The sequence below is a fragment of the Capnocytophaga sp. FDAARGOS_737 genome (assembly GCF_009730375.1).
In the GTDB taxonomy this organism is placed as follows: Bacteria; Bacteroidota; Bacteroidia; order Flavobacteriales; family Flavobacteriaceae; genus Capnocytophaga; species Capnocytophaga leadbetteri.
In genome coordinates this window covers 2,545,448-2,568,157 of sequence record NZ_CP046316.1, presented here as the reverse complement: position 1 = coordinate 2,568,157, position 22,710 = coordinate 2,545,448, and the positions used below count along the sequence as shown (strand labels likewise).

General features: G+C 41.3%; 19 protein-coding genes. 9 read left to right on the top strand and 10 right to left on the bottom strand.

The window, feature by feature from the left end; translation table 11 throughout:
* The first annotated feature begins 6 nt into the window (after nt 1-6).
* Genes FOC45_RS11520 through FOC45_RS11505 form a run of 4 tightly spaced genes read left to right on the top strand, consistent with a single transcriptional unit; the run spans nt 7 to nt 3,222 of the window.
* A complete protein-coding gene (locus tag FOC45_RS11520) occupies nt 7-630 on the top strand; it encodes a hypothetical protein (RefSeq protein WP_155846671.1) in 624 nt (207 codons plus the stop codon).
* A gap of 17 nt (nt 631-647) precedes the next feature.
* The gene (locus FOC45_RS11515; RefSeq protein ID WP_009389980.1) at nt 648-1,397 is read left to right on the top strand and encodes a glycosyltransferase family 2 protein; all 750 of its coding nucleotides are present in this window, start codon (nt 648-650) and stop codon (nt 1,395-1,397) included.
* A complete protein-coding gene (locus FOC45_RS11510; RefSeq protein WP_009389981.1) occupies nt 1,372-2,397 on the top strand; it encodes a hypothetical protein in 1,026 nt (341 codons plus the stop codon). Before FOC45_RS11515 ends, FOC45_RS11510 begins: the two co-directional genes overlap by 26 nt.
* A 12-nt stretch (nt 2,398-2,409) precedes the next feature.
* Entirely contained in the window at nt 2,410-3,222 is an 813-nt protein-coding gene (locus tag FOC45_RS11505; RefSeq protein WP_009389983.1) for a glycosyltransferase family 2 protein, read from the top strand.
* On the opposite strand, the gene FOC45_RS11500 is transcribed toward FOC45_RS11505, so the two are convergent.
* Together FOC45_RS11500 and FOC45_RS11495 are read right to left on the bottom strand one after the other, a co-directional pair.
* Nucleotides 3,198-4,613 carry an O-antigen ligase family protein gene (locus FOC45_RS11500; RefSeq protein WP_009389985.1) on the bottom strand — a complete coding sequence of 472 codons (1,416 nt, stop codon included), beginning with the start codon at nt 4,611-4,613 and terminating at the stop codon, nt 3,198-3,200. The two genes, FOC45_RS11505 and FOC45_RS11500, sit on opposite strands and share 25 nt — an antisense overlap.
* A complete protein-coding gene (locus FOC45_RS11495; RefSeq protein WP_009389986.1) occupies nt 4,603-5,532 on the bottom strand; it encodes a beta-1,6-N-acetylglucosaminyltransferase in 930 nt (309 codons plus the stop codon). The genes FOC45_RS11500 and FOC45_RS11495 overlap by 11 nt, the downstream gene beginning before the upstream one ends.
* Nucleotides 5,533-5,746: 214 nt before the next feature.
* Here FOC45_RS11495 and FOC45_RS11490 point away from each other — a divergent pair, with 214 nt between their 5' ends.
* The 5 genes from FOC45_RS11490 (at nt 5,747) to FOC45_RS11470 (ending at nt 11,141) form a co-directional block, all read left to right on the top strand.
* The gene (locus FOC45_RS11490) at nt 5,747-7,894 is read left to right on the top strand and encodes a family 65 glycosyl hydrolase domain-containing protein (protein WP_009389989.1); all 2,148 of its coding nucleotides are present in this window, start codon (nt 5,747-5,749) and stop codon (nt 7,892-7,894) included.
* A 117-nt stretch (nt 7,895-8,011) separates the two neighbouring features.
* Complete coding sequence (locus FOC45_RS11485) at nt 8,012-9,562, top strand: DUF4301 family protein (RefSeq protein WP_009389995.1); 1,551 nt, start codon at nt 8,012-8,014, stop codon at nt 9,560-9,562.
* Between the two features lie 92 nt (nt 9,563-9,654).
* Nucleotides 9,655-10,500, top strand: coding sequence for a hypothetical protein (locus tag FOC45_RS11480; RefSeq protein ID WP_009389997.1), 846 nt, complete (start codon nt 9,655-9,657; stop codon nt 10,498-10,500).
* 67 nt (nt 10,501-10,567) lie between these two features.
* Nucleotides 10,568-10,831: a hypothetical protein gene (locus FOC45_RS11475; RefSeq protein ID WP_009389999.1), complete on the top strand. Its 264-nt coding sequence runs from the start codon at nt 10,568-10,570 to the stop codon at nt 10,829-10,831.
* On the top strand, nt 10,824-11,141 hold the full coding sequence (locus tag FOC45_RS11470) for a type II toxin-antitoxin system YafQ family toxin (RefSeq protein WP_009390002.1): 318 nt from the start codon (nt 10,824-10,826) through the stop codon (nt 11,139-11,141). The genes FOC45_RS11475 and FOC45_RS11470 overlap by 8 nt, the downstream gene beginning before the upstream one ends.
* Before the next feature lie 253 nt (nt 11,142-11,394).
* Here the strand turns inward: FOC45_RS11470 and FOC45_RS11465 are convergent, their stop codons facing one another.
* From FOC45_RS11465 to FOC45_RS11430, 8 genes are all read right to left on the bottom strand, one after another.
* Nucleotides 11,395-12,099, bottom strand: coding sequence for a tRNA1(Val) (adenine(37)-N6)-methyltransferase (locus FOC45_RS11465; RefSeq protein ID WP_009390005.1), 705 nt, complete (start codon nt 12,097-12,099; stop codon nt 11,395-11,397).
* A gap of 42 nt (nt 12,100-12,141) precedes the next feature.
* Nucleotides 12,142-14,721, bottom strand: coding sequence for a DNA mismatch repair protein MutS (mutS, locus tag FOC45_RS11460; protein ID WP_009390007.1), 2,580 nt, complete (start codon nt 14,719-14,721; stop codon nt 12,142-12,144).
* Between the two features lie 135 nt (nt 14,722-14,856).
* Nucleotides 14,857-15,096 carry a hypothetical protein gene (locus FOC45_RS11455; protein WP_009390009.1) on the bottom strand — a complete coding sequence of 80 codons (240 nt, stop codon included), beginning with the start codon at nt 15,094-15,096 and terminating at the stop codon, nt 14,857-14,859.
* A gap of 51 nt (nt 15,097-15,147) precedes the next feature.
* A complete protein-coding gene (locus tag FOC45_RS11450) occupies nt 15,148-16,335 on the bottom strand; it encodes a glycoside hydrolase family 57 protein (RefSeq protein ID WP_009390011.1) in 1,188 nt (395 codons plus the stop codon).
* 10 nt (nt 16,336-16,345) lie between these two features.
* Complete coding sequence (locus tag FOC45_RS11445) at nt 16,346-17,635, bottom strand: glycosyltransferase family 4 protein (RefSeq protein WP_009390013.1); 1,290 nt, start codon at nt 17,633-17,635, stop codon at nt 16,346-16,348.
* Between the two features lie 54 nt (nt 17,636-17,689).
* Nucleotides 17,690-19,633, bottom strand: a complete 1,944-nt coding sequence (locus tag FOC45_RS11440) for a glycogen debranching enzyme N-terminal domain-containing protein (RefSeq protein WP_009390015.1) — start codon at nt 19,631-19,633, stop codon at nt 17,690-17,692.
* A 100-nt stretch (nt 19,634-19,733) separates the two neighbouring features.
* A complete protein-coding gene (locus FOC45_RS11435; RefSeq protein WP_009390029.1) occupies nt 19,734-20,300 on the bottom strand; it encodes a hypothetical protein in 567 nt (188 codons plus the stop codon).
* A gap of 317 nt (nt 20,301-20,617) precedes the next feature.
* Nucleotides 20,618-22,582, bottom strand: coding sequence for an alpha-amylase family glycosyl hydrolase (locus FOC45_RS11430; RefSeq protein ID WP_009390030.1), 1,965 nt, complete (start codon nt 22,580-22,582; stop codon nt 20,618-20,620).
* Nucleotides 22,583-22,710 lie beyond the last annotated feature (128 nt).

The window sequence follows — 22,710 nt, the reverse complement described above, 5'->3', positions numbered from 1 at the left end:
TATACTATGCGCTTTAGCTACGTCATATCTTTTTTCTCGCACCCTATTTGGTTGCCTATTTACGGCGCGATGATAGTGCTGTTTAACATTCCGTTCTTTTTGCCTTTTGAAATGGTGAGATTTACGTGGTTATTACTGCTATTGGTTACCATAGCGCTGCCTTCGCTCATATACCTTATTCTGTTTGTGAGAGGTTGGCTACAACACCCTTTTATTGTACCCGCTGAAAAGCAGAAGTGGTTACTCTGCGGCTATATAGTTATGCTGTTGGTAGTAGCTTTTAGCATCACCACCATCGACCATTATCCCATACTATGGGTATATCTGATGAACTTAGCAGTGTCGTGTCTGATACTGCTTCTTCTGCTTTTCTTTAAGTTCACCCCTAATGTATTTGTAATGGGAATGGGAGCTCTGATGGTATTCACCCTACTGCTGAGCCTTTCATTCGAGAAAGATATGACATACCTTATAGCAGCTTTCATCTTTATGAGTGGGGCGAGTATCACTGCGCAGTACTATCTTACCGCCCAACCCCTACGCTGGCTACTGCTCAGCTGGGGTATCGGAGCGCTACCTCAACTCTCGCTAATGCTACTGCTGAAGAATCTGCTCTTTGGGTTTCACTAATTATAAAATCTGAGTCAATGAAAATATCTGTAGTTATCAATACCTATAATGCTGAAAAGCATTTGCGCACTGTGTTAGACACCGTTAAAGATTTTGACGAGGTGGTAATTTGCGATATGCACAGTACTGATAGCACTATAGCAATAGCTGAACAATACGGCTGCAAGATAGTGTATTGCGAGCGTGCCCCTTATGTAGAGCCTGCACGCAACTATGCTATTGCGCAAGCTATTCACCCTTGGCTATTAGTAATTGACGCAGACGAAACAGTACCCGAAAAACTAAAAGAATACCTTTATAAAATAGTCGAAACCCCTAATCTTGGGGGAGTGTATATCCCTTTTAAAAACTATTTTATGGGCAAGTATATGCGCTCGGCTTTTCCTGATTTCAAACTGCGCTTTTTTAGGAAAGAAGGAGCTTATTGGCCGCCCGAAATACATTCTACGGTAAAGGTGCAAGGGCAGGTGATTAAAATGCCCAGAAACCGCCCCGATTTAGCTTCAGAACACTTAGCTAACGACTCAGTAACAACTATTTTAAGCAAAAACAATAACTACAGCACTCAAGCAGCCGACCAATGTAAAGGAAAGAAGATAGGGTGGGTAAAACTATTGTTTTCTCCTTTGTTTTGGTTTATAAAATATTATTTCATCAAAAAGGGCTGTTTAGACGGCAAAAAGGGCTTTATTTTCGCAGTACTGAAAGCTCAGTACAAATTCTCTTGTTTAGCAAAAGTATATGAATATCAACAAAATAACAGATAATACTCCTGATGTAAGCGATAAGAAAATCATCTTGATAATGCCTCCTGACTTTGGCGTTTATCAGGTGATAGAACAAAACCTGCGCTATATGGGTTTTGAGCAGGTAACACTTATATCGCCCCTATTTCGCTATAAAACTAAAGACAGAATCTTCAACTTTATACAGAAGAGTCTCTTAGGCAATAAAGAGTATAAAAAACAGCTTATCGACACTTATTATTCAGCAGAAGTAACCCAAGCACTAAGCCGTTTTGCTCCTAAGAGTATCGACTATGCTATTGTAATTCGTCCAGATAAGTTAGACCTAAAAACGATAGAGAAAATACATAATACCGCCCATAAAGTAGTTGCCTATCAGTGGGACGGACTTGCCCGTTTCCCAAAAGTATTCAAGGTTATAAACCACTTCCAACGCTTCTTCGTCTTCGACCTTGAAGATTACCATCGCTATAGATACCAATACCCTAATTTGTTGCCTTGTACTAATTTTTATTTTGATATGCCTGAAGAGAGTGTGTCAGTAAATGAAAACGAGGTATTATATGTAGGTGTTTATATCAAAGACAGAATACAATCGCTTATCAGAGTGGTCAATGCCCTCTCCCAATACGATTTAACACTAAATATCAATTTGTTTTACGGTAGAAAAACACCTCCTTTTTTTCACCCTCATATCACTTTTTTCTCTAAAGGACTAAATTATGCTCAGTATCTAACTCTCACTAAAAAAGCAACTGTACTTTTAGATATAAAAACCGTAGACCACAATGGCTTATCATTTAGGATATTTGAAGCTATAAAATATCAAAAGAAGCTCATAACTGATAATAAGAGCATAAAGCTATACGATTTTTACCACCCTAATAACTTCTATGTAGTAGAAAATGACCTTTTTGAAGGGTTATCAGACTTTTTAGAGAGTGATTTTATACCATTATCTGAAGATATTAGGCAAAAATATAGCTTCTCTAATTGGGTTAAGAATATATTAGAAATATAAAGTAAATATAAAATGAAAATTTCGACTATTATTACTTGTTATAATCAAGAAAACTTTCTTGAAGAGACACTCAATAGTATAGCTAACCAAACCTACCCTAATTGGGAGTGTATTGTTATAGATGATGGTTCAACAGATGGCTCAGCTCAAATAGTTAAACGTAGGCAAGAAGAAGACAGTCGTTTTTTCTACTTTTATCAAAAAAATGCAGGGGTAAGTGCTGCACGTAATAACGGACTAACTAAAATAACAGGTGATTTTATTCAGTTTTTAGATGCAGATGATACTTTGCAGCCTACCAAATTTGAAGAGAGTATCAAGCTGTTTGAGTGTGGAAAGTACGATATTGTTATCACTAATTTTTATGAAATGAAAGATGGTAAAGAACGCTCTCCTTTTTGCGATCTTACCAAATACAGTTTTACCTATAAGAATATTCTATTACAATGGGATATTGATTTTAATATTCCTATACATTGTTTTATTTTTTCTACAAAGATAATAGAAAATCTTTACTTTGAGCAAGTTCTTCGAGCCAAAGAAGATTGGATAATGTGGATAAATGTATTCAAAAGAAATCCTAAAGTGGCATTTGTTAATAAACCACTAGCGATGTATAGACTTCATAACCAAAATACAACCCAAAATAAGAGTCTTATTGAGGAAAATACCGAAGTAGCTTTAGCTTATATCTTAAAAAATGAAACTTTGTATTTTGATGAGTTCTTTCAGAAAGTAATCAATAAATATAAAGAAAAAATAGCTAAAATACAGCAGCGACCTTGGTATAAAAAAGTATTTTATGCGCTCATTGGCAAAGAATAAGTCTCTTGTAAATCGGGGTATTTCGGCGCAAATAATACAAAGAGCATCAGGGGCATAAGTATATACGTACACTCAAATACGTAGAAAAGTACATCAGTATTCATAATAGGCAGAAAAACAACAAGCAAATATTGCTTGAGCACATCTTTAGAAAAGAGAATAGCCCCTAACCATACTACAAAAATACTCACCCCTACAATGCCCGTATCCACTAAAGTAGCTACAAAATCATTATGTACGTAGTACACAAAACCATCTAATATATACCGTTGGTAGCCAGAGCCATTGCCTATCCATATATTGCCGTCTTTTATCGCCTGAAAGGCAATCGCGTATAATTGATTGCGAATAGGGTCAGAAAAATAAGCCGTATGCGTCGTTAGATAGGCTACTATCCCTATAGCTACAACCCCCGCACCTATAAATAACCCATACTTCAGCCGTTTGCTAAATAGGTGTGTCACTGATAGATATACAAAGAAAGCTATCACTACAAAATAAGCTATAATATTCACCCTCGCCTGCATCATAAATATAAAGCCAAAAAGCAAAAGCGCATAAGCTATTACTTCAGGCGTAGTGATAATAGTGCGATACTTCTTCCATAAGAAAAAACCTAAGCCACCGACTACTAAAATAATCCAAGAGAGGAAACTTGGGTGCTTAAACCTCGTCCAAAACAATATCTCATATAACGAAAACCCTTCATTGTCTGAAAGATATCCTTTATTCAAGGTTAAAAAGCTAAAAAAAGGTTTAGTTCCTTCGGCACTTATAGCAAAACTGTAAAACACTACATTGGCTACTAATAAAAGCAAAAATCCTTTGAAGCAAATAGCGATAAAACTGAATTGTTGGCGTTGGCTTACTGAAAATCCTAATAGAATAATAGGCACTAACAGAAAAAACACTATACTTTCTTCTTCAAAAAGTATTCTCACCCCATAATCAAAATACTGAGCCCACAAAAGCCCTACTATTCTTATTGCGATAAACGCAAAGAAAACAATAGAGAGTACCGTTGGTTTTACATATTTTCTGTAGATAACACCGTATAAAGCACACAAGAAGAGCAGTAGAATATCCAATCTAAAGGTTATTTTGTGCTTATATGTCCATAATAATACTACTCCACAGGCTACTATTGTGATAATATTTCGCAACCACTCTCCTTTTTCAAATAAAAAAGTATGATTTTTATAAAGAAATACCAAAATAATAGCAATATCATAAATGAAAACGCTATAAAATGCTATATTTTTAGTGCTTTCATCCCAAACAGGAGTGGTAAACTGCAGAAAAATAATAGTAAAAAGAAGAGGCAATAGGCTTAATAGCAAAAACCACTCTTTCTTCAAAAACTCCTTGATTATAAAAACTCTATGATTCATTTTCTTGATTGCTATCCAATTTGTTTAGTATTTCTATATCTATGTCAGTATCGAACTTCCTTGCAAAGAGTTTCCCCTTAGCCGAGGTAATTTTATCAAAATCTTCTGTTATAAATACGTTATTCTTCCTAAAATAATTCACGTATGTTATGGGGTCTTTCAGTTTTATGGTAGAGTCTTTAGCTACTAAGTCCATCAACACAGAGTGAAAGTATATCTCGTCAGGCGAAGAAGTATATTTATAATACCCCTCTAACGCTGCCTTGTGCTCGCGTATGTAGTGCAGCACAGCGTAAAAAGTTCTTTCAGAAAAAGCCCAAAACTGACTGCCAGCATACTGACGCTCAAACGGAGCTACGCGTTTAGGCAACGAACAAAGCAACTTAAAGTTCTTCACTGATAACCTTCCTTTTAGCAAGTGCGTCAGCGTTCTCAGCTTCTGAAAAACAGAGCAATGCCTAAAAGGAGCGTAACAATTGCTATTCCCTCGTTCTTCCGAATGCAAAATATGGTAATGTTCCAGTTTATCTTTTACCATTTTCGGCTTCCATTTTTCTTCTAAGGGCTCAATTTCTATAAAGTCAAATTCCTTGTTGCGCTCTAAGAAATCATTAATATACCCCTGCGATTGTATCGGATAATCTTGCCCGCTCATCAAGATGAAAATCCCCTGTTCCTTGCTGGCTGCCTCCATAAGGCGAATGGTAGCCTGCACTATAGAAAAATCACCCCATACACACCGCTCACGCTTGTCTATAAAGCGAATATGAGCCCCCTCAAGGCAAGCCGCAAAAGGCTCGATAGGTGTTTTAGCATCAAGGTGAATAAAGAATTTTGAAGCACCATCGTCTAATCGCTCTATCATTCTGCTGAGCTGAAGAGGGTTTTTATGAGCTAATATCAGATAATTTTTCTGCATAAAAGATGATATTTTCGACGCAAAAATATAAATTCTTCTTCACACTACCAAATAAAAAATCCCCTCTGCCCATTCCTCCCAACCTTCCCATACCTTAGATACACTTACACCGAACGATGAGCGAAGGATGAGCGAACGATAACCCCACATTTGCTAATCTGCTAATTATGTACTACCTTTGCAGCTAATATCACAAATCACCTAAAAATAAGCGATGAAAAACTGGAGTATTATAGCAGAGGGCTTTCACAAAGAAGACGTTACCAAGCACGAAAGCATCTACAGTCTCGGCAATGGGGCTATGGGTATGCGTGCCAACTTCGAAGAAGATTATACGGGCAACACCCTACAAGGCAGCTACATAGGCGGAGTTTATTACCCCGATAAAACCAAAGTAGGCTGGTGGAAAAACGGCTACCCTGAGTATTTCGCCAAAGTCCTCAATGCCCCCAGTTGGATAGGACTTCACATCAAAATCAACGGCGAGGTGTTGGACTTAAACACTTGCACAGAAGTCAAAAACTTCCGCCGAGAACTCAATATGAAAGAAGGCTGGTACGAGCGCCAGTTCACCGCTACGCTCCCCAATGGCGCACAGATAGCCGTCAAAGCCCTGCGCATGCTCTCTTTGCGTTATGACGAGCTCGGCGCCTTGCGCTACGAAATCACCCCCCTGTCAAGCGAGGTAAAGGTTGAAATAGAAAGCTATTTAGACAGCGGTGTAAAAAATAACGATGCCAATTGGGACGAGCTTTTCTGGAATACTTTGGAAGTAGAAGCCGCTACCAATAATGCTCACATACTCGCTGCTACCAAAAAAACGGACTTCAAAGTGCTTACCTTTATGCAGAATAAACTCTTTGTAGAGGGCAAAGCCTTAGCAGTCTCTTCAAAACAGAACAAAAAGGATAGCTACATAGGCTTGCAATACCAAGTCACTCTTAAGAAAAACCAAACCTTCAAGATAGAAAAATACGGAGGATATAAAACCTTATCTTCTCCTGATGCCCCACAACCCTCTTATGCCGCTTTGTTAAGCACTACAGACGCCTTCGAGTCGCTATTAAAAATGCAAAAAGAAGACTGGGCAGCTATTTGGGAGCTTTCTGACATCGAGATTGAGGGCGATGACAAAGCCCAACAGGCCATTCGCTTCAATATCTTCCAACTCAACCAGACCTATTCGGGCAAACACGCTCACCTCAACATAGGCCCCAAAGGCTTCACGGGCGAGAAGTATGGGGGTAGCACCTATTGGGATACCGAAGCCTACTGCCTGCCGTTCTATATGGCAACCAAAGGTGCTGAGGTAGCCCGCAACCTACTGATGTACCGCTACAACCAGTTAGATAAAGCGATTGAAAATGCCCAGAAATTAGGCTTTAGCGGTGGCGCAGCGCTCTATCCTATGGTCACGATGAATGGCGAGGAGTGCCATAACGAGTGGGAAATCACTTTTGAAGAAATACACCGCAACGGCGCAATCGCCTTCGCTATCTATAATTACGTCCGCTACACCGGCGATGAAGCCTATATAAAGGATTATGGATTAGAGGTATTGGTGGCGATAGCGCGTTTTTGGGCGCAAAGAGCCTCTTTTTCTGCGGAAAAACAAAAATATGTAATATTAGGTGTAACAGGTCCTAATGAGTACGAAAACAACGTTAATAACAATTTCTACACTAACTACATCGCCCAATGGTGCTTGCGTTATGCTGCTGATATGGCAGAGAAGTATGAAATTGAAAAACAGTGGATACATCCTCAAGAGATAGTATTGTGGCGCAAGATTGCCCAAAATATGTATTTCCCTTACAGCGAAAAATATGGAGTATATTTGCAACAAGACGGTTTCCTCGATAAGGAACTAAAGCCAGCGAGTGCTATTCCTGCAGAAGAGCGTCCGCTCAACCAGCATTGGTCTTGGGATAGAATCCTCCGTTCCCCTTACATCAAACAGGCCGATACGCTACAGGGCTTTTATTTCTTCCGAAATCACTTTACCCACGAGGAGTTGCGTAAGCATTACGAGTTTTACGAACCCTTTACGGTGCACGAGTCTTCCTTGTCGCCTTGTGTGCATAGTGTCTTGGCAGCAGCCTTAGACAAGAAGGAAGAGGCTTATGCGCTCTACCTGCGCACCTCTCGCCTCGACTTAGACGATTATAACAAAGAGGTACACGAGGGACTTCACATCACCTCTATGGCAGGCACTTGGCTCAGCATAGTCGAGGGCTTTGGCGGAATGCACGTAGTCGATAACCAGCTGCATTTCAAGCCTTGCTTACCGCCGCACTGGCGCTCGCTTAGCTTTAAGGTCATCTTCAGAGGGCAGCTCCACGTATGCAAATTTGTCAATTAGCTTAAACACCTAAAATAGCTTAACATTTTATTCACAAATTATTTGGTTTTTATTTTTTTTCTTTTTACCTTTGACACCTAATTCAGAGGAAAGAAAAAGAATAAAAACCAACATATTATGAGTGAATTAACAGAAAAAGACCGACAACTACTCATCAAAAAAGGCATCACCGAAGCAATGCTCGATGCCCAAGTAGCTCAATTCAAGCAAGGCGTACCCCCTATTCAGCTATATAAAGCCGCTGTCATAGACGATGGTATACTGCCTCTACCCAAAGAAGAAGCCGCCAAATATGCCGCTATCTACCAACACCGCAAGAAGGGCAATACCATACTCAAGTTCGTACCCGCCTCGGGTGCGGCTACGCGTATGTTTAAATCGTTGTTTGCTTTCCGCGATGCTTTCGAACCCGACCGCGAGTCGTTTACCGCCTATGTCAATCGTACCGGCAATAAAGAAATACGCGCTTTCTTCGATAGCCTCGAGCGCTTTGCTTTCTATCCTCTTCTCAAAGCCTATATCGATAAGCACCACCCCGACTTTGCCTCATTAAACGAAGATATTCAGAAACACATCATCGTCAATAGCCTCCTAAACGAAGAGGGACTTAATTATGGCAATATGCCTAAAGGATTGCTACCTTTCCACCGTCATTCAGAAAAGATAGCAACCCCTTTCGAAGAGCACTTCCGCGAGGCAGTACTCTATGCTTCAGACGATGAGGAGGCCGATTTGCATTTCACTATCACCGAGCAGCATACCGAGGCTTTCTACAAAGAGCTAAACCTTATCAAGCCCGTCCTCGAGGAGCGCTACGGCATCCGCTTCAACGTTAGCTTCTCTTACCAAAAGCCAAGTACCGACACTGTTTCAGTAACCGAGGATAATGAGTACTTCCGCGACGAAGACGGCAATCTGCTTTTCCGCCCTGCCGGACACGGAGCCCTACTAAGCAATCTAAATGATATAGATGCAGATATTATCTTCATCAAAAATATCGACAACGTAGTAGTGAAAAAGTACACCGATGAAACGGTTTTCTACAAAGAAGCCTTAGCCGGTAAGTTGTGCGAGGTGCAAGACGAAGTGTTCAAAATACTGCACCGCATCGACAATAACAAAGTGAAGAAGAAAGAGGTAAAACGTATATTGAATTTCCTCAAAGAGATAAATATCAACGTACCTGACTACTTGTACAAGTTCCGCCGCCAATATGCGCTCGAGTTTATCAAAGAGCAACTACACCGCCCTATACGCGTTTGTGGTATGGTGAAGAATGAAGGTGAACCCGGTGGAGGTCCTTTCTGGATAAAAGAAGCTGATGGCAGTTACAGCCTACAGATTATCGAATCGGCACAAGTAGATATGAGCAATGCTAAGCAAAAGGAAATCTTCCAACAGTCTACCCACTTCAATCCGGTAGATTTAGTATGCGGCATCAAGGACTACAAAGGCCAAAAATTCGACCTACAGCAGTACGTAGACCCTCAACAGGCATTTATCACCAGCAAAACCTATATGGGAAGACCGCTAAAAGCCCTCGAGCTCCCTGGTTTGTGGAATGGCTCTATGGCAAAATGGATAACTCTATTTGTCGAAGTGCCTATCATCACCTTCAACCCAGTAAAAGTAGTAAATGACCTATTGAAGAAAACACACCAAGGATAATTTAATAATCTTGCTAATTTGTCGATTTGCCAATGAAATGAGCTGATTAGTTCATTGACAAATCGACAAATTGACAAATTGACAAATCAAAAATGAAGTATCTATTCTTTTTTCTACTAACGTGTCCCATTTGGGCGCAGCAATACACCACCGAATACCTAAAGATGACAGGCTGGCAACAACTTCACCTCAAAGGGAAGGTGAAGAGCCTCAAAATAACCTCTTACGAGGCAGAAACTACCGATAACAAACAACTAAAAGCCTTGCGCCTTGCCGAAGAAGAACCTATCGTGCAATACCTTTTCGATAGCGAGGGCAAGCTAACGCAGCGCGAAGTATATACAGCCGAAAATACCCTTAGTTATACCAGCCACTATAGCTATAACGATGCCGGTATGCTTACCCTGATACGCACCCCTAATATTTTTGGTGCTACCGACACTACCCGCGAAGAGACGTTCGAGTACGGCACAAACAGCCAACTATTGTGCTATAAAGACACTTATAACGGACAGGTATTAGAAAAGCGCAATTATGAGTACCCTGCAAAGGGGCAACAGCTTACGGTATATTACTCAGGTGGCGATTTCCCTTTCGATCGTATCACTTACACCTATTCCGCCCACCGACTTACCAAAGAACAGCAATGCGAGGGCAGTAATTGCTACCGCCACGATACGTATACCTATTCGGCTAATGGCAATATGATAGGCAAGGAGATTAAAAATGAGAGTGTGGATTACAATTATTGGTGCCGCTACACTTACCAATACAATTCCCAAGGCGACTGCACAAGCGAGAGAGTAGCCGATGCCCTTGGCGAGGGCAGTTACATACGCTACACTTACACCTACGATTCACAAAAGAACATCCGCGAAAAGCAAATACACAACACCAACACCCCTAAAATCATCAAATACGACATCGTGTATTACTAATAATTAGTTTTCAATTATCAATTGCTAATTGTCAATTAATTATTACCTTTGCCAAAAAAATAGAGATATGAATGCAACAATTATACAAGCAACTATCAATAATGCCGACTTTCCTATAATTCAACATTTGTTTGAAAGGCTCAAGATAAAGACTACTATTTTGGAGACTGTCACAGTAGATGATAAGAAAAAATCTATTCCAGTAGAAAAATCTATCCCTAATGAGGAAACACATAAGGCTTTTATGGAGATGAGAGAAAACAGACACTCTATGAAAGGGTATACTGATGTAAACCTAATGATTAAAGATATTTTAGAAGAAGATGAGTAATAACGAGACTGAAAAAGAAAAGAAGTCTTTTTCATTGAAATATTCAACTTCTTTCAAAAAAGACTTAAAGGTTATTTCTAATAATGCCCAAAAGCTCCAAAAAACTGCTGAAGTTTTAGGGATGCTACAAGAATGTGGAGTAGAGGGTATTCCACGAAAAATGAAACCTCATAAATTAATAGGTCAATACAAAGGAGCTTTAGAGTGTCATATAGAACCAGACTTGCTTATTATATGGGAAGAATACCTTGACGAAAGGGAAATATCTTTATTACGTTTAGGTAGTCATTCTGAGTTATTTAAAAAATAACTATACAAGTTGTATTTAAGTATTATATAATAAGGTTTTTTGGCTGAAACCTAATTTGGAGACCCAAGAGATACACCAAAACTTTGACAAAGTTGTCACATTATGAAACAACTATTTTTTTACTTCACCCTAATGTCTGAACTTTGCGCCGTAAAAGTTTTAAAACTTTCAGCGCGTTCTTTGGCATATTGTAATTATAAACTTAGCACTCTCTCCGTGCAATCTGTATGAGGTTTTCAAGGCAGTAAGCTGCCTATTTTGGCAAATAAAAATCTTCAGTAAGAGCTTTATAAGCAGGGGTATAGACGCCTCTGCTTTCTTCTATAATAAGCTCAGTAGGGGTGTAAGGTTGTTCTGTCCTACAAAAGCTGATAAGGCTGCGTTTTAGCGGAGCCGTAGCAGTTCCTTTAGTGCGCAACAATGCGTGAGGGTAAAGCCCTTGAGCGGCTGCCAAACCGATAAAAGAAGCCTCTTCCTGATAAGGAATGATAACTGCAAAACGCCCTCTATCCGACAATAATTGGGCTACTCCTTCTATAAGGGTTTCAAAAGGGAGCGCTGCAGCCGAACGGGCAGTACTGCGTGCTGTCTCAGGGGCTTGAGTGTCGGCTGTGTAGAAAGGAGGGTTAGATATAATAAAGTCGTAAAGAGTATCTATTTCAGCCACTAACTCTTTAAATGAAGCGTGGTAACAGAAAAGGCGGTCGCCCCACGGACTGTTTTCGAAGTTGTCGGTGCATTCTATATAAGCCGCTTCATCTATTTCTACGGCATCTATTAGGGGGGCATCACAGCGTTGGGCTATCATAAGGCTCAATAACCCTGTACCGGCTCCTATATCCAATACCGATGCGGCATCTTCTACGGGTGCCCACGCCCCGAGCAATACCCCATCGGTGCTGATTTTCATCGCACTATGTTCTTGCTTTACACTAAATTCTTTAAATTGAAATATCATATATAATTGGTAAATTAGCAAATCGACAAATTGGCAAATCGTCTAATTGAGTAGCTTCTTCATTTCGTTGAGCTTCATTAGCGCTTCTACCGGCGTCAGACTGTTGATGTCTAAGCTCAGTAGGTCGTTTTTGAGTTCGTCAAGACGAGGGTCGCTCATATCAAAGAAAGAGAGCTGCATTTCCTTCTGAGCTGCTTTTACCGCTTCGGTAGTATTTACATTGTGCATCTGCTCGAGCTTCTGTAGCATCTTATTTGCTTTCTGAACTACATATTGCGGCATTCCAGCCATTTTAGCCACGTGTATACCAAAACTGTGTGCCGAACCTCCTGCAGCCAATTTGCGCAAGAAAAGCACGCTATCTTGAGTTTCTTTTACGGTTACGTTGTAGTTTTTGATGCGCTCAAACTGCTCTGTCATTTCGTTCAGTTCGTGGTAATGGGTTGCAAAGAGCGTTTTGGCGCGCGAGGGGTGCTCGTGTAGGTATTCGGCTATTGCCCACGCTATCGAGATGCCGTCATAGGTGCTGGTGCCGCGCCCTATCTCGTCCAGTAGTATAAGGCTGCGGTCAGAAAGGTTGTTGAGTATCAGGGCTGCCTCGTTCATTTCTACCATAAAAGTCGATTCGCCTACTGATATATTGTCGCTTGCCCCTACGCGGGTGAAAATCTTATCTACGATACCTATATGGGCTGAGGTAGCAGGCACAAAGCTACCTATCTGGGCGAGTAGTACGATAAGAGCCGTTTGGCGCAGTATAGCCGATTTACCCGACATATTAGGTCCGGTAATCATCATCAGCTGCTGGGTGTCACGGTCTAAATATACATCGTTAGCTATGTAGGGGGTGCCAACAGGCAGTTGTTTTTCTATCACAGGGTGTCGCCCTTCTTTGATGTCTATCACATAGCTTTCGCTCATTTCAGGGCGGTTGTAGTGGTTCTCAAGGGCGAGGGTAGCAAAGCCGCAGAGAGTGTCTAATTGCCCTATTAGGTTAGCGTTAGTCTGCACTTGTGCTATGTATTCGCTTATATAGCTTATCAGCTCAGCATACAGCGATTGCTCTAACTGACTGATGCGCTCTTCAGCCCCTACTATTTTAGCCTCGTATTCTTTCAGCTCATCGGTGATGTAGCGTTCAGCATTCACAAGGGTTTGCTTGCGCACCCAGTCGGCAGGCACTTTGTCTTTATGGGTGTTGCGTACCTCTATGTAGTAGCCGAAGACGTTGTTGCTGTCTATTTTTAGCGAGGGGATACCCGTACGCTGGGTTTCGCGTAGTAACAGGTCGTCTAAGTACGATTTGCCTGTGTGCGAAAGGTTGCGCAGTTCATCTAATTCTGCCGAAAAACCTGCTGCTATAGCGTTGCCTTTGGCTATGTTTACGGGGGCTTCATCAGTAAGGGTTTGGCGTATGCGTGTGCAGAGTTGCTGACAGTCGTGCAGCTTATCTCCTAATAAACTCAGTGACTCTTTGCCCGATTGCAAGCATTGTTGTTTTATAGGGGCTATATGTTCTAACGAAGCGCACAACTGCACTACCTCTCTCGGATTGATTTTCAGTGTTGCCACTTTAGAGATAAGCCGCTCTATGTCGCCCATACGGCTGATATTCTCTTTTATTAGGTTAAGCGTATCGGTATGGTCGAGCAGGTAAGCTACCACCTCGTGTCGCTGTTCTATTTTTTCTATTTTCTTTAGCGGGAGGGCTAACCAACGTTTTAGGGTACGGCTACCCATAGGCGATAGAGTCTTATCTATCACATCTATAAGTGTAACCGACTGAGCCGAGCTACCCGCATAGAGCTCCAGATTCCGAATGGTGAATCTGTCGAGCCACACGTATGCATCTTCAGCTATGCGCTGTAGGGTAGTGATGTGCTGTAGCTGGTGGTGCTGAGTTTCTGAAAGATAGTAAAGTATCGCTCCTGCGGTTAGTATTGCTTCGGTCAGTTCGTCTACGCCAAAGCCTTTTAGCGAGTTGGTTTGGAAGTGCTTAGTAAGTGCTTGACGGGCGTAATCTTCTTTAAAGACCCAGTCTTCTAAGAAGAAGCAGTGAAAATCCTCACCAAAACTTTCGGCAAAGGCTTTTTTCTGTTGTTTAGCTATGAGTATTTCGCTGGGTTTGAAGTTCTGTAGTAGTTTGTCTATATAAGGTTTGTCACCTTGGGCTACCAAAAACTCGCCTGTCGAGATGTCGAGAAAAGCAATACCGCACAGCTGTTTGCCGAGCCATACCGAGGCGAGGAAGTTATTGTTTTTGCTTTGTAGAATATCGTCATTAAGAGCAACACCAGGGGTTACAAGTTCCGTCACGCCGCGTTTTACAATGCCTTTTACTAGTTTAGGGTCTTCTAATTGGTCGCAGATAGCCACGCGGTATCCTGCCTTTACTAGTTTAGGCAGGTAAGTATTGATAGAGTGATAAGGGAAGCCCGCTAATTCCGAGCGTTCGCTACCGTTATTGCGGTTAGTAAGTACTATATCGAGGGTGTGAGCAGCTTTTACGGCATCTTCGCCAAAGGTTTCGTAGAAATCGCCAACGCGAAAAAGGAGAAGAGCATCAGGGTATTTACTCTTTATCTGATTGTATTGCTTCATCAGAGGGGTTTCTTTTGCCATAGCTGTATTTAGTTAAGAATAAAGGGCAAAGGTACATATTATTTGATAATTAGCAAATTTGTTGAAAGGCTAATTTATGAATAAAAAAATAGTCGCCAGTATTCACTACTGACGACTAAATTATTAATTTCTAAATTAAGGTAGATACAGCGAACTGTCTATGAGACTTTCATCAGCCTCATATTTGGCACCTTTCTGCCTGTCCTTAGGAGGATTTGCGTAGAAAAACTCTTCCGAGTCTAACGCTTTCACCTTACGTTCCGCATCAACGGTTTTTCTTGCAAATCCATTAGATACAGACATTTCTGCGGCGTCATTGCTGACAATCTCTTCGTAGAGATGATTGATTTTGGGTTTAGCATTTTCTAATTTCATTTTGTCTGTTTTTAAAATTATTATTAAACTTTCTATAAACTCCTAACTAATTTAGCCTTTCACCCGCTCGATGAAGTCGCTTAGCACGTTCATATAGTTGATAAACGCTTCATACGGCGATTCGTAAGGCAGAATGTACTTGTGATAGTCGGCTCCTGAGAATAGCTTAGTGCGCATAAAATAGAAATGCTCACTGGCTTGCAGCCTACTATAGTCTTCGTTTAGCTCTGCATTCTTTTTCTTCTTCACCAAAGGTTGTATTTTGAATAGCTCGGTAAAGGCTTCTTTTTGTAGTTCGTTTCCTAACCACGAAGTGATATCGCGCTCTTCGTCTGTCCACGAAATAGGGTAAGGCACAGGTAGTATATCTTTAGCTGTATGCTTTTTAGTGACTTCCTTAGGCAATAAGAACTGATAATTAGGGTTTTCGGCTATTTGCTGGATGAAATATCTCAGAAAGTCGAAAATCCCACTTTCAGCGCGGTTGTAGTGCCCTATTACTTCGTAGTTCATAAAGAGGTTGAGCACTTCAGTATCTTGTAGGCTGTGCGATACCCAATCAACGTATTTTTCTGAAGTAAGTGGGTATTCGCTCCAGTTTCTGTCAGAAAAGCGTATTGCTATATCATCACTCAGCTTACTGTTCTTTAGTAAGAGGTTGAGGTTTTCGTCTAAAGCATTTTTATAGACGAAGTTAGGACTCTTCCAACCTAATACGTGCTTAGCACCATCGGTAAGCATCGTCTTGAAGCCCAAGTCAGCTACTCTTTTCCCTATTTTATCAGAATAGATGAGAGACGTATTGCGGAAGGTTACCGGTTTTTTGCCAAAAAGCTCTTTGATAGCTGCACTATGGCGTTTTACCTGCAATTCAAACTCATCAGTGTCTTCAGATAGCGATGCTAATGAGTGCGAATAGGTTTCGGCTAAGAACTCTACTTGTCCTATTTGGGCGAGCTCCTGAAAAGAGCGTATTACCTCTGGGGTGTGCATTTCGAGCTGGTCAATAGCTGAGCCCGAAATAGAGAAAGCAACTTTGAATTTGCCTTCGTATTTCTTGATAAGGTCTAACAATAAAGCGTTAGCAGGCAAGTAGCAGTTTTCGGCTAAATCTTCTAATTCTGAGCGGTTAGCGTAGTTGTCAAAATAGTTGTGTTTTTTTCCTATGTCGAAGAATTGATATTTTCTAAGACGTTCGGGGTGATGGATTTGAAAATAAATACAAATTGACTTTTTCATAATGGTGGTTTTACATTAAAGATTCGTAGATTTTTTTGAGTTTCAGCGAGGCAGTTTCCCATTTTAGTTGGTTTACCTCTTCATAACCTTCGCGTTGCATAAAGTTAGATAGGGTGGGGTAAGCCAATACGCCGTATATCGCATCGGAGAGGGCGTTGATATCCCAATAATCTACTTTTATAGCGTGGTGGAGTACTTCGGCTACTCCCGATTGTTTAGAGATGATGGTGGGCACCCCAGAGCGCATTGCCTCTAAGGGCGAAATACCAAAGGGTTCAGATACAGAAGGCATCACATACACATCGCTATAGCGGAACATACGTTGTACATCGTTGCCGCGCAAGAAGCCTGTGAAGTGGAAACGTGTGCCTAAACCCAATTGGGCTACACGGCGTACTAAAGGGTTCATCTTCTCACCGCTACCTGCCATCACAAAGCGTACATTAGGCAGGCGTTTCATCACTTTGGCAGCGGCTTCTACAAAGTACTCAGGCCCTTTTTGTAGGGTGATGCGCCCTAAGAAAGTTACGATTTTATCTTTGATGCCGCGTTCCTCACGGTCTTCGGTGTCGGTTTTAAAGTCTACTGCATTATGCACTGTGATAACTTTTTCAGCAGGGATACCATATTTTTCTATAACAATATTGCGCGTCCAGTTGCTTACTGTTACTACCCTGTCGGCAGCTTCCATACCTCGTTTTTCGATGTCGTACACTAAGGTATTGCGGTTAAACTCACCTCCGCGGTCGTATTCGGTAGCGTGTACGTGTACTATTAGCGGTTTTCCTGATATTTTTTTAGCGATGATACCTGCACTATAGGTTAGCCAGTCGTGGGCGTGAATTACATCAAAATCGTGGTTTTTGGCTACTGTACCAGCTACTAAGGCATAACGATATACCTCTTCCATTAGGTTAGCCCCATATTTGCCCGAAAACTGAAATTTATTATGGTAGCTGATGCGTTCACGGTTTTCGCCTTCTTTGAGGTAGCGGTCGCGCTCGCGAGCAAAGGTTTCGGGGTCGAGATAAGGCACAAGGTTAGAGCCTATCTCCATAAAATTGATATGTTTCCAGAACTCTTCTATCTTCTCGGTGTTCTGAAGCATTTCTACATCGCTGGCATTGATAATCTTTGCCACACTACTATCCTCATCACCTGAGGCTTTAGGCATTACAAATAGTACTTGTACACCATTTTTGGCTAACCCCTGAGCTATACCGAGGCAAGCTGTTCCTAACCCTCCACTGATGTGTGGGGGGAATTCCCAACCAAACATTAATACTCTTGCATTCTTCATACGCTTTTATTGATTTTTCTAAACCCCTCGATTTCGAAGGGTTTAAATTCTGAGTTATTTATTACCTTTTAGCAGCCATTGTGCCCTTAAAATCTCTGATACATTCTTAGCTTTAGAGATACATCCTCTTGATTGGAATGGTGGATTGCCGTCATAGATAGCCGAAATACAGCCTACTCCGTGGTCGTTGAGTTCTTCTTCGAAGTCAGCGAGGATACTTTCAGCATCAGGTATGTAAGCATCGCCGTAGAGCTTTAAGTTGGCTTCTATATAAAAACCTATCAACCAAGGGTGTGCCGACCCGTTGAAAGTTGCCTTATCGCGTACGTATACGGGGCCTACACCTTCGCCTTCATAACGTGGGCTCTCAGGTGATAGCGTGCGCAAACCACGAGGGGTAAGGAGCTCTTGGGTGATGATCTTTAACACCTTGCGTTGTCTTTTTTCAGTAAGAGGCGAGTAGTTAAGCGCACAAGCCAATAGCTGGTTAGGACGTACTTCAGTGTTTTGATGAGTGTGGTTAGCATAGTCAGCTAAGTAAGATTCAGCTTCATACCAGAAAGTCTGGTTGAAACTTTCGGCTATAGTAGCCGGTAGGGTAGCCCATTCGCTCAAAAAAGCTTTGTCTTTAGCCTCATCAGCCATTGCAATGGCATAGCATACAGCATTGTACCATAGCGCGTTTACTTCTACCACATATCCATTTCTAGGTACGATAGCTCCGTAATTGCCCTCAGCGTCAAACCACGTAAGGGGGCGACTTAGGTTATCACTCCATATCAGTCCGTTGTCGTCCATACACATTGTTTTGTGCTTGCGGCTGCGGTAGGTTTGTAGGATAGCTTTCAGCAGTTCGCCATATTCTTTCCACAGTTGTTTTTTGGTCTTATTGGTTTCTTTTTCGTATTGCTGAAGCGTCCAGAAGAACCACAATGAGGTATCGGCATCAAACACAGGATTGGTGACGTGGGTACTAATGTCGCGAGCGAAAAGTCCCTCATAAAAATACTTGCAAGCAGAGGTAAGCACCTCATCGAATATCTTGGCTGTATTGCCAGAAAGAGCAATACCCGGTAGAGAGATAAAGGTATCGCGGGTGTTGCTGTCAAACCAGTGATATCCTGCTTTGATGCGTGTTTCGCCTGCCTTGTGTATCAAGAATTGGGCTGCACTGTACTGTAGGCATTCTTGAGCTGAGTTGCGCTCACTGCGTTCTTTTAGATATTTGTTGAAATTCTTTTCGAGGGTTTTGCTTTCAGCCTCTTCAATGCTGGCAGAAAAGACGATGCTTTCGCCCTTCTTTAGGCTCACTTCAAAATAACCAATACTTAGCAAATCTTCCTGATAGTCATAGCCGCGTTCTTTCTCTTTAGTGTAATAGATATTGTTATTCCAATACGCGTTGTTTATAAAGTCAACTTTTTTGCTAAACTGCATATATAGGTATGGAAACTCAGGGTATAGGCGGGCACGTATGCCGTTATCAGCAGCTTCAGGTTGGGTGCTAGCTACAGGGTTTTGTTTGCTGAGTGAGTGTATATCGCGGAAAGCCAAAAGAGGGTTTAAGCGCAACTTGGTAGCTGAGTGAGCCTCGAGTAGTGTATAGCGCACCAATACTTGTGGAGCGTTGTGCATCATTAGTATTTCTTTCTTTAGCAATACCCCGCCTACTTGGTAGGTAACGGTAAAAGCTTTTTCGTACGAAATATCTACGATATACTTATGTCCGCGTGGCTCATAAGTACCCTCGTACTTATGTACCCCAAAGTTGAAATCACGTCCGTGCTGTATGATAGTCTCATCGAGTGATGAAAGCATTACATAGTTTTTGCCTCTAAATTTTTCGATAGGCACTACTAATAACCCGTGGTATTTACGGGTGTTGCAAAATACAAGGGTAGAGGAGCAGTAGCCTCCACCGCGGTTGGTACCTAAGAACTCTCTGCTAAGAGAGTACTCTAGATTGATAAGTTGGTCTTTTTTGAATGATAAATACATAACAATTGATAATTAATAATAATTAGGTTGTAGTATAATACGCGTTATTATGTTTTAGAGATAGTTAAAGTTTTAAACTTTTGACTAAGTTTATAACTTATTATTTACTTCTTTCATACTCCCATCGCCCTAATTCTTTTCGTTTCTCAAGCTGGTGTAAGGCTAGTTTTTTTATTTCTACATCGTTAGTCTGAGAAACTAATTGCTCTAAAGCTAAAAAACTCTCAGGTTGTGGCTGGGCACCTATAGCATAAATGATTTTTCTTACATAAGGGTATTTAAAATCTTCAGGCTCTAAATATTTGGGAACATTGTCTATTGCTTTTAGTAAGATAAGAATGTTTTCTATATTATTGTTAAAAGTCGACTGAAAAGCACTTGCCATATTCTCGTGTTCAGAGTGAAAATTACATAACAAAAACTCTTGAAATAAAGCTTCATCTTCTTCTTTACTCATACTATTAGGTAATTCCCAAAGAATGGTATCAAAATACTGATTATAATCATTTTCGTCTAGATAATCCTTAACACTAACACTCAACAATAAATATCTTAACTGCTCATAATTAGCTTTAAAAGCAGTTTTTTCTATAAACTTTTCTCTATTGATTTTCCAATCACATAAATCTTTGATGAGTTGTTGGTTTTTTGAACTTATGATTTCCATTTTCTTGTTTTTTGCTTACTTAGATCTGTGAAAAAATATATAAAATATTAGAGCTCTTGTCTAAAAAACTGTTACTCACTTGTTAATTGATTAGATGGTAAATCAATGATTTCAAATCTTTCATCTGTAAGGTGGGTAATACTTTGTTGTAATTATCTCTAAAGTGTCTATTTACCCCATCAATTAATGTCCAATTAATTATAGGGCTTATCAAGTAAATATTATCACGATAAATAGTATCTAACAATATACTGATGAGTTTTTTAAGTTTTATAATGTTTTTCTCAAGACGTGAGGTACTATTTACATAACCTTTGTCAATTGTCAATTTTTAGCACCATTGCAATTCTCGCTGGTATATACAGCGATAATAGGTTCTTCTTCTCTAAGTACTGGGTAAAGTGCTCGATGCTCTCATCTATGCGGTTAGCTCCTGCAAAAGCGGGGTTGTCAGTACTTAGTACGGTTAGGTACTTGCCGGCACGCACCTCAAACGGATAGTCGCTATATGAGGTGGTAGGGTTAAAACTGAATACGAATAGATAGTTGCCACGCTCGAATACGAGTATTTGCCGCTCGATGTCGCGTACTAATACACGGGGTTCGTAGGTCAATAGGCGGCTGCGTGCTATTAGGTGTATCATTTCGCGGTCGAAAGCGTTCAGATACTTAAATTTTAAGTTGGGGTCATCAACCAAACTCCAGAGGCGGCGTGCGTGGGCGTAACTCCAGCCGTTGCCCTCGCGAGGGAAGTCAATCCACTCGGGGTGCCCCCATTCATTCCCCATAAAGTTTAGATAGCCTCCGCCGGCAGTGCCTAACGTTACGAGGCGTATCATTTTATGTAGAGCCATTGCACGGTCGATGATGAGATTGTGGTCGAACACGCTCATACCGGTGTAGACCTCCTTGTCGGTCATACGGAAAAATATGGTCTTATCGCCCACGAGAGCTTGATCGTGACTTTCGGCGTAGCTTATGGTACGTTCTTCGGCGCGTTTGTTGGTCAGTTCATAATAAATATCGCCTACGTGCCATTGTTCATCGGGTACTTCTTTTAGCAACTTAATCCAATAGTCGGGTATGCCCATACTCATCTTGAAATCGAAGCCCATACCCCCTTCGGTTATAGGTGAGGCTAACCCTGGCATACCGCTCATCTCTTCGGCTATGGTAATAGCTTGAGGATAGAGCTGATGTGTGACTAAGTTGGCAAGCGTTAAGTAGGTTATTGCCTCTACATCTTCATTACCGTCATAATAAAAACTATAGTTAGTAAATGCTTTGCCAAGTCCGTGGTCGTAATAGAGCATACTGGTTACTCCATCGAAGCGGAAGCCGTCAAACTGGTATTCTTCAAGCCAATACTTGCAGTTAGAGAGCAAGAAGTTGAGTACTTGGGGCTTGCCGTAGTCGAAACAGCGAGAGTCCCACGCAGGGTGTTTGCCGCGCTCACCACTATGGAAGTACAAATAATCAGTACCGTCAAAATAACTGAGCCCTTCTACCTCATTGCTTACCGAATGCGAATGCACAAGGTCTAAAATTACGCGTATGCCTAAGCCGTGTGCCGTGTCGATAAGCTCTTTGAGCTCTTCAGGGGTGCCAAAGCGTGAACTCACTGCAAAGAAATTGGCTACCTGATAGCCAAACGACCCGTAGTAAGGGTGCTCTTGTATAGCCATTAGCTGTATTGTATTATAGCCTAAATCAGCGATACGAGGCAATACGTATAGACGAAACTCCACAAAGGTGCTCACGCGCTGATGCTCAGTACTCATACCTATATGCGCCTCATAGATAAGGGGCGGTTCGGTAGTATTGGGGCGAGAGTGCTTCCATTGGTAGGGTACAGGGGGTTGCCATACTTGTGCAGTAAATACTTTAGTATAATCGTCTTGTACTGCGCGTAGGGTATGCGAAGGCAACCGCTCACCGCTACCGCCGTCCCACTCTACTAACAGTTTGTAGAGCATTTGGTGGTGCAAAAGATGTGCGGGGAGCCGTAGTTCCCAATTTTCGTTGTTGAGTTTTTTAAATGAGAAGTGATTGTTTTTTTGCCAGTCATTACCTTCAAAAAGGAGGTATATAGCCGTTGCGTTAGGAGCCCACTCGCGCAACACCCATTCGTTAGCTTCAAAATGTAAGCCGTAGTACAGGTGAGAGTTGCAGTTATCTGCCAATCGGGCGGCATCGCCTTGCATAGTGCGTGCGGTGGCAGTAAAGTGTTTTTTTCTATCCTCTATAATGCTGAGGTAGGGTAATAAAAGTGGGTCGATCATAGTGGTGGTATTTTTTTGGCTTATGGAAAAGTCATTGAGTAAGGCTTTTGAGTAAGTCAAACTTAATTTCGCCGTAAAATTAAAATAATTTTTTGATATTCGCAAAAGTTTTTTACGAAAAAATAATA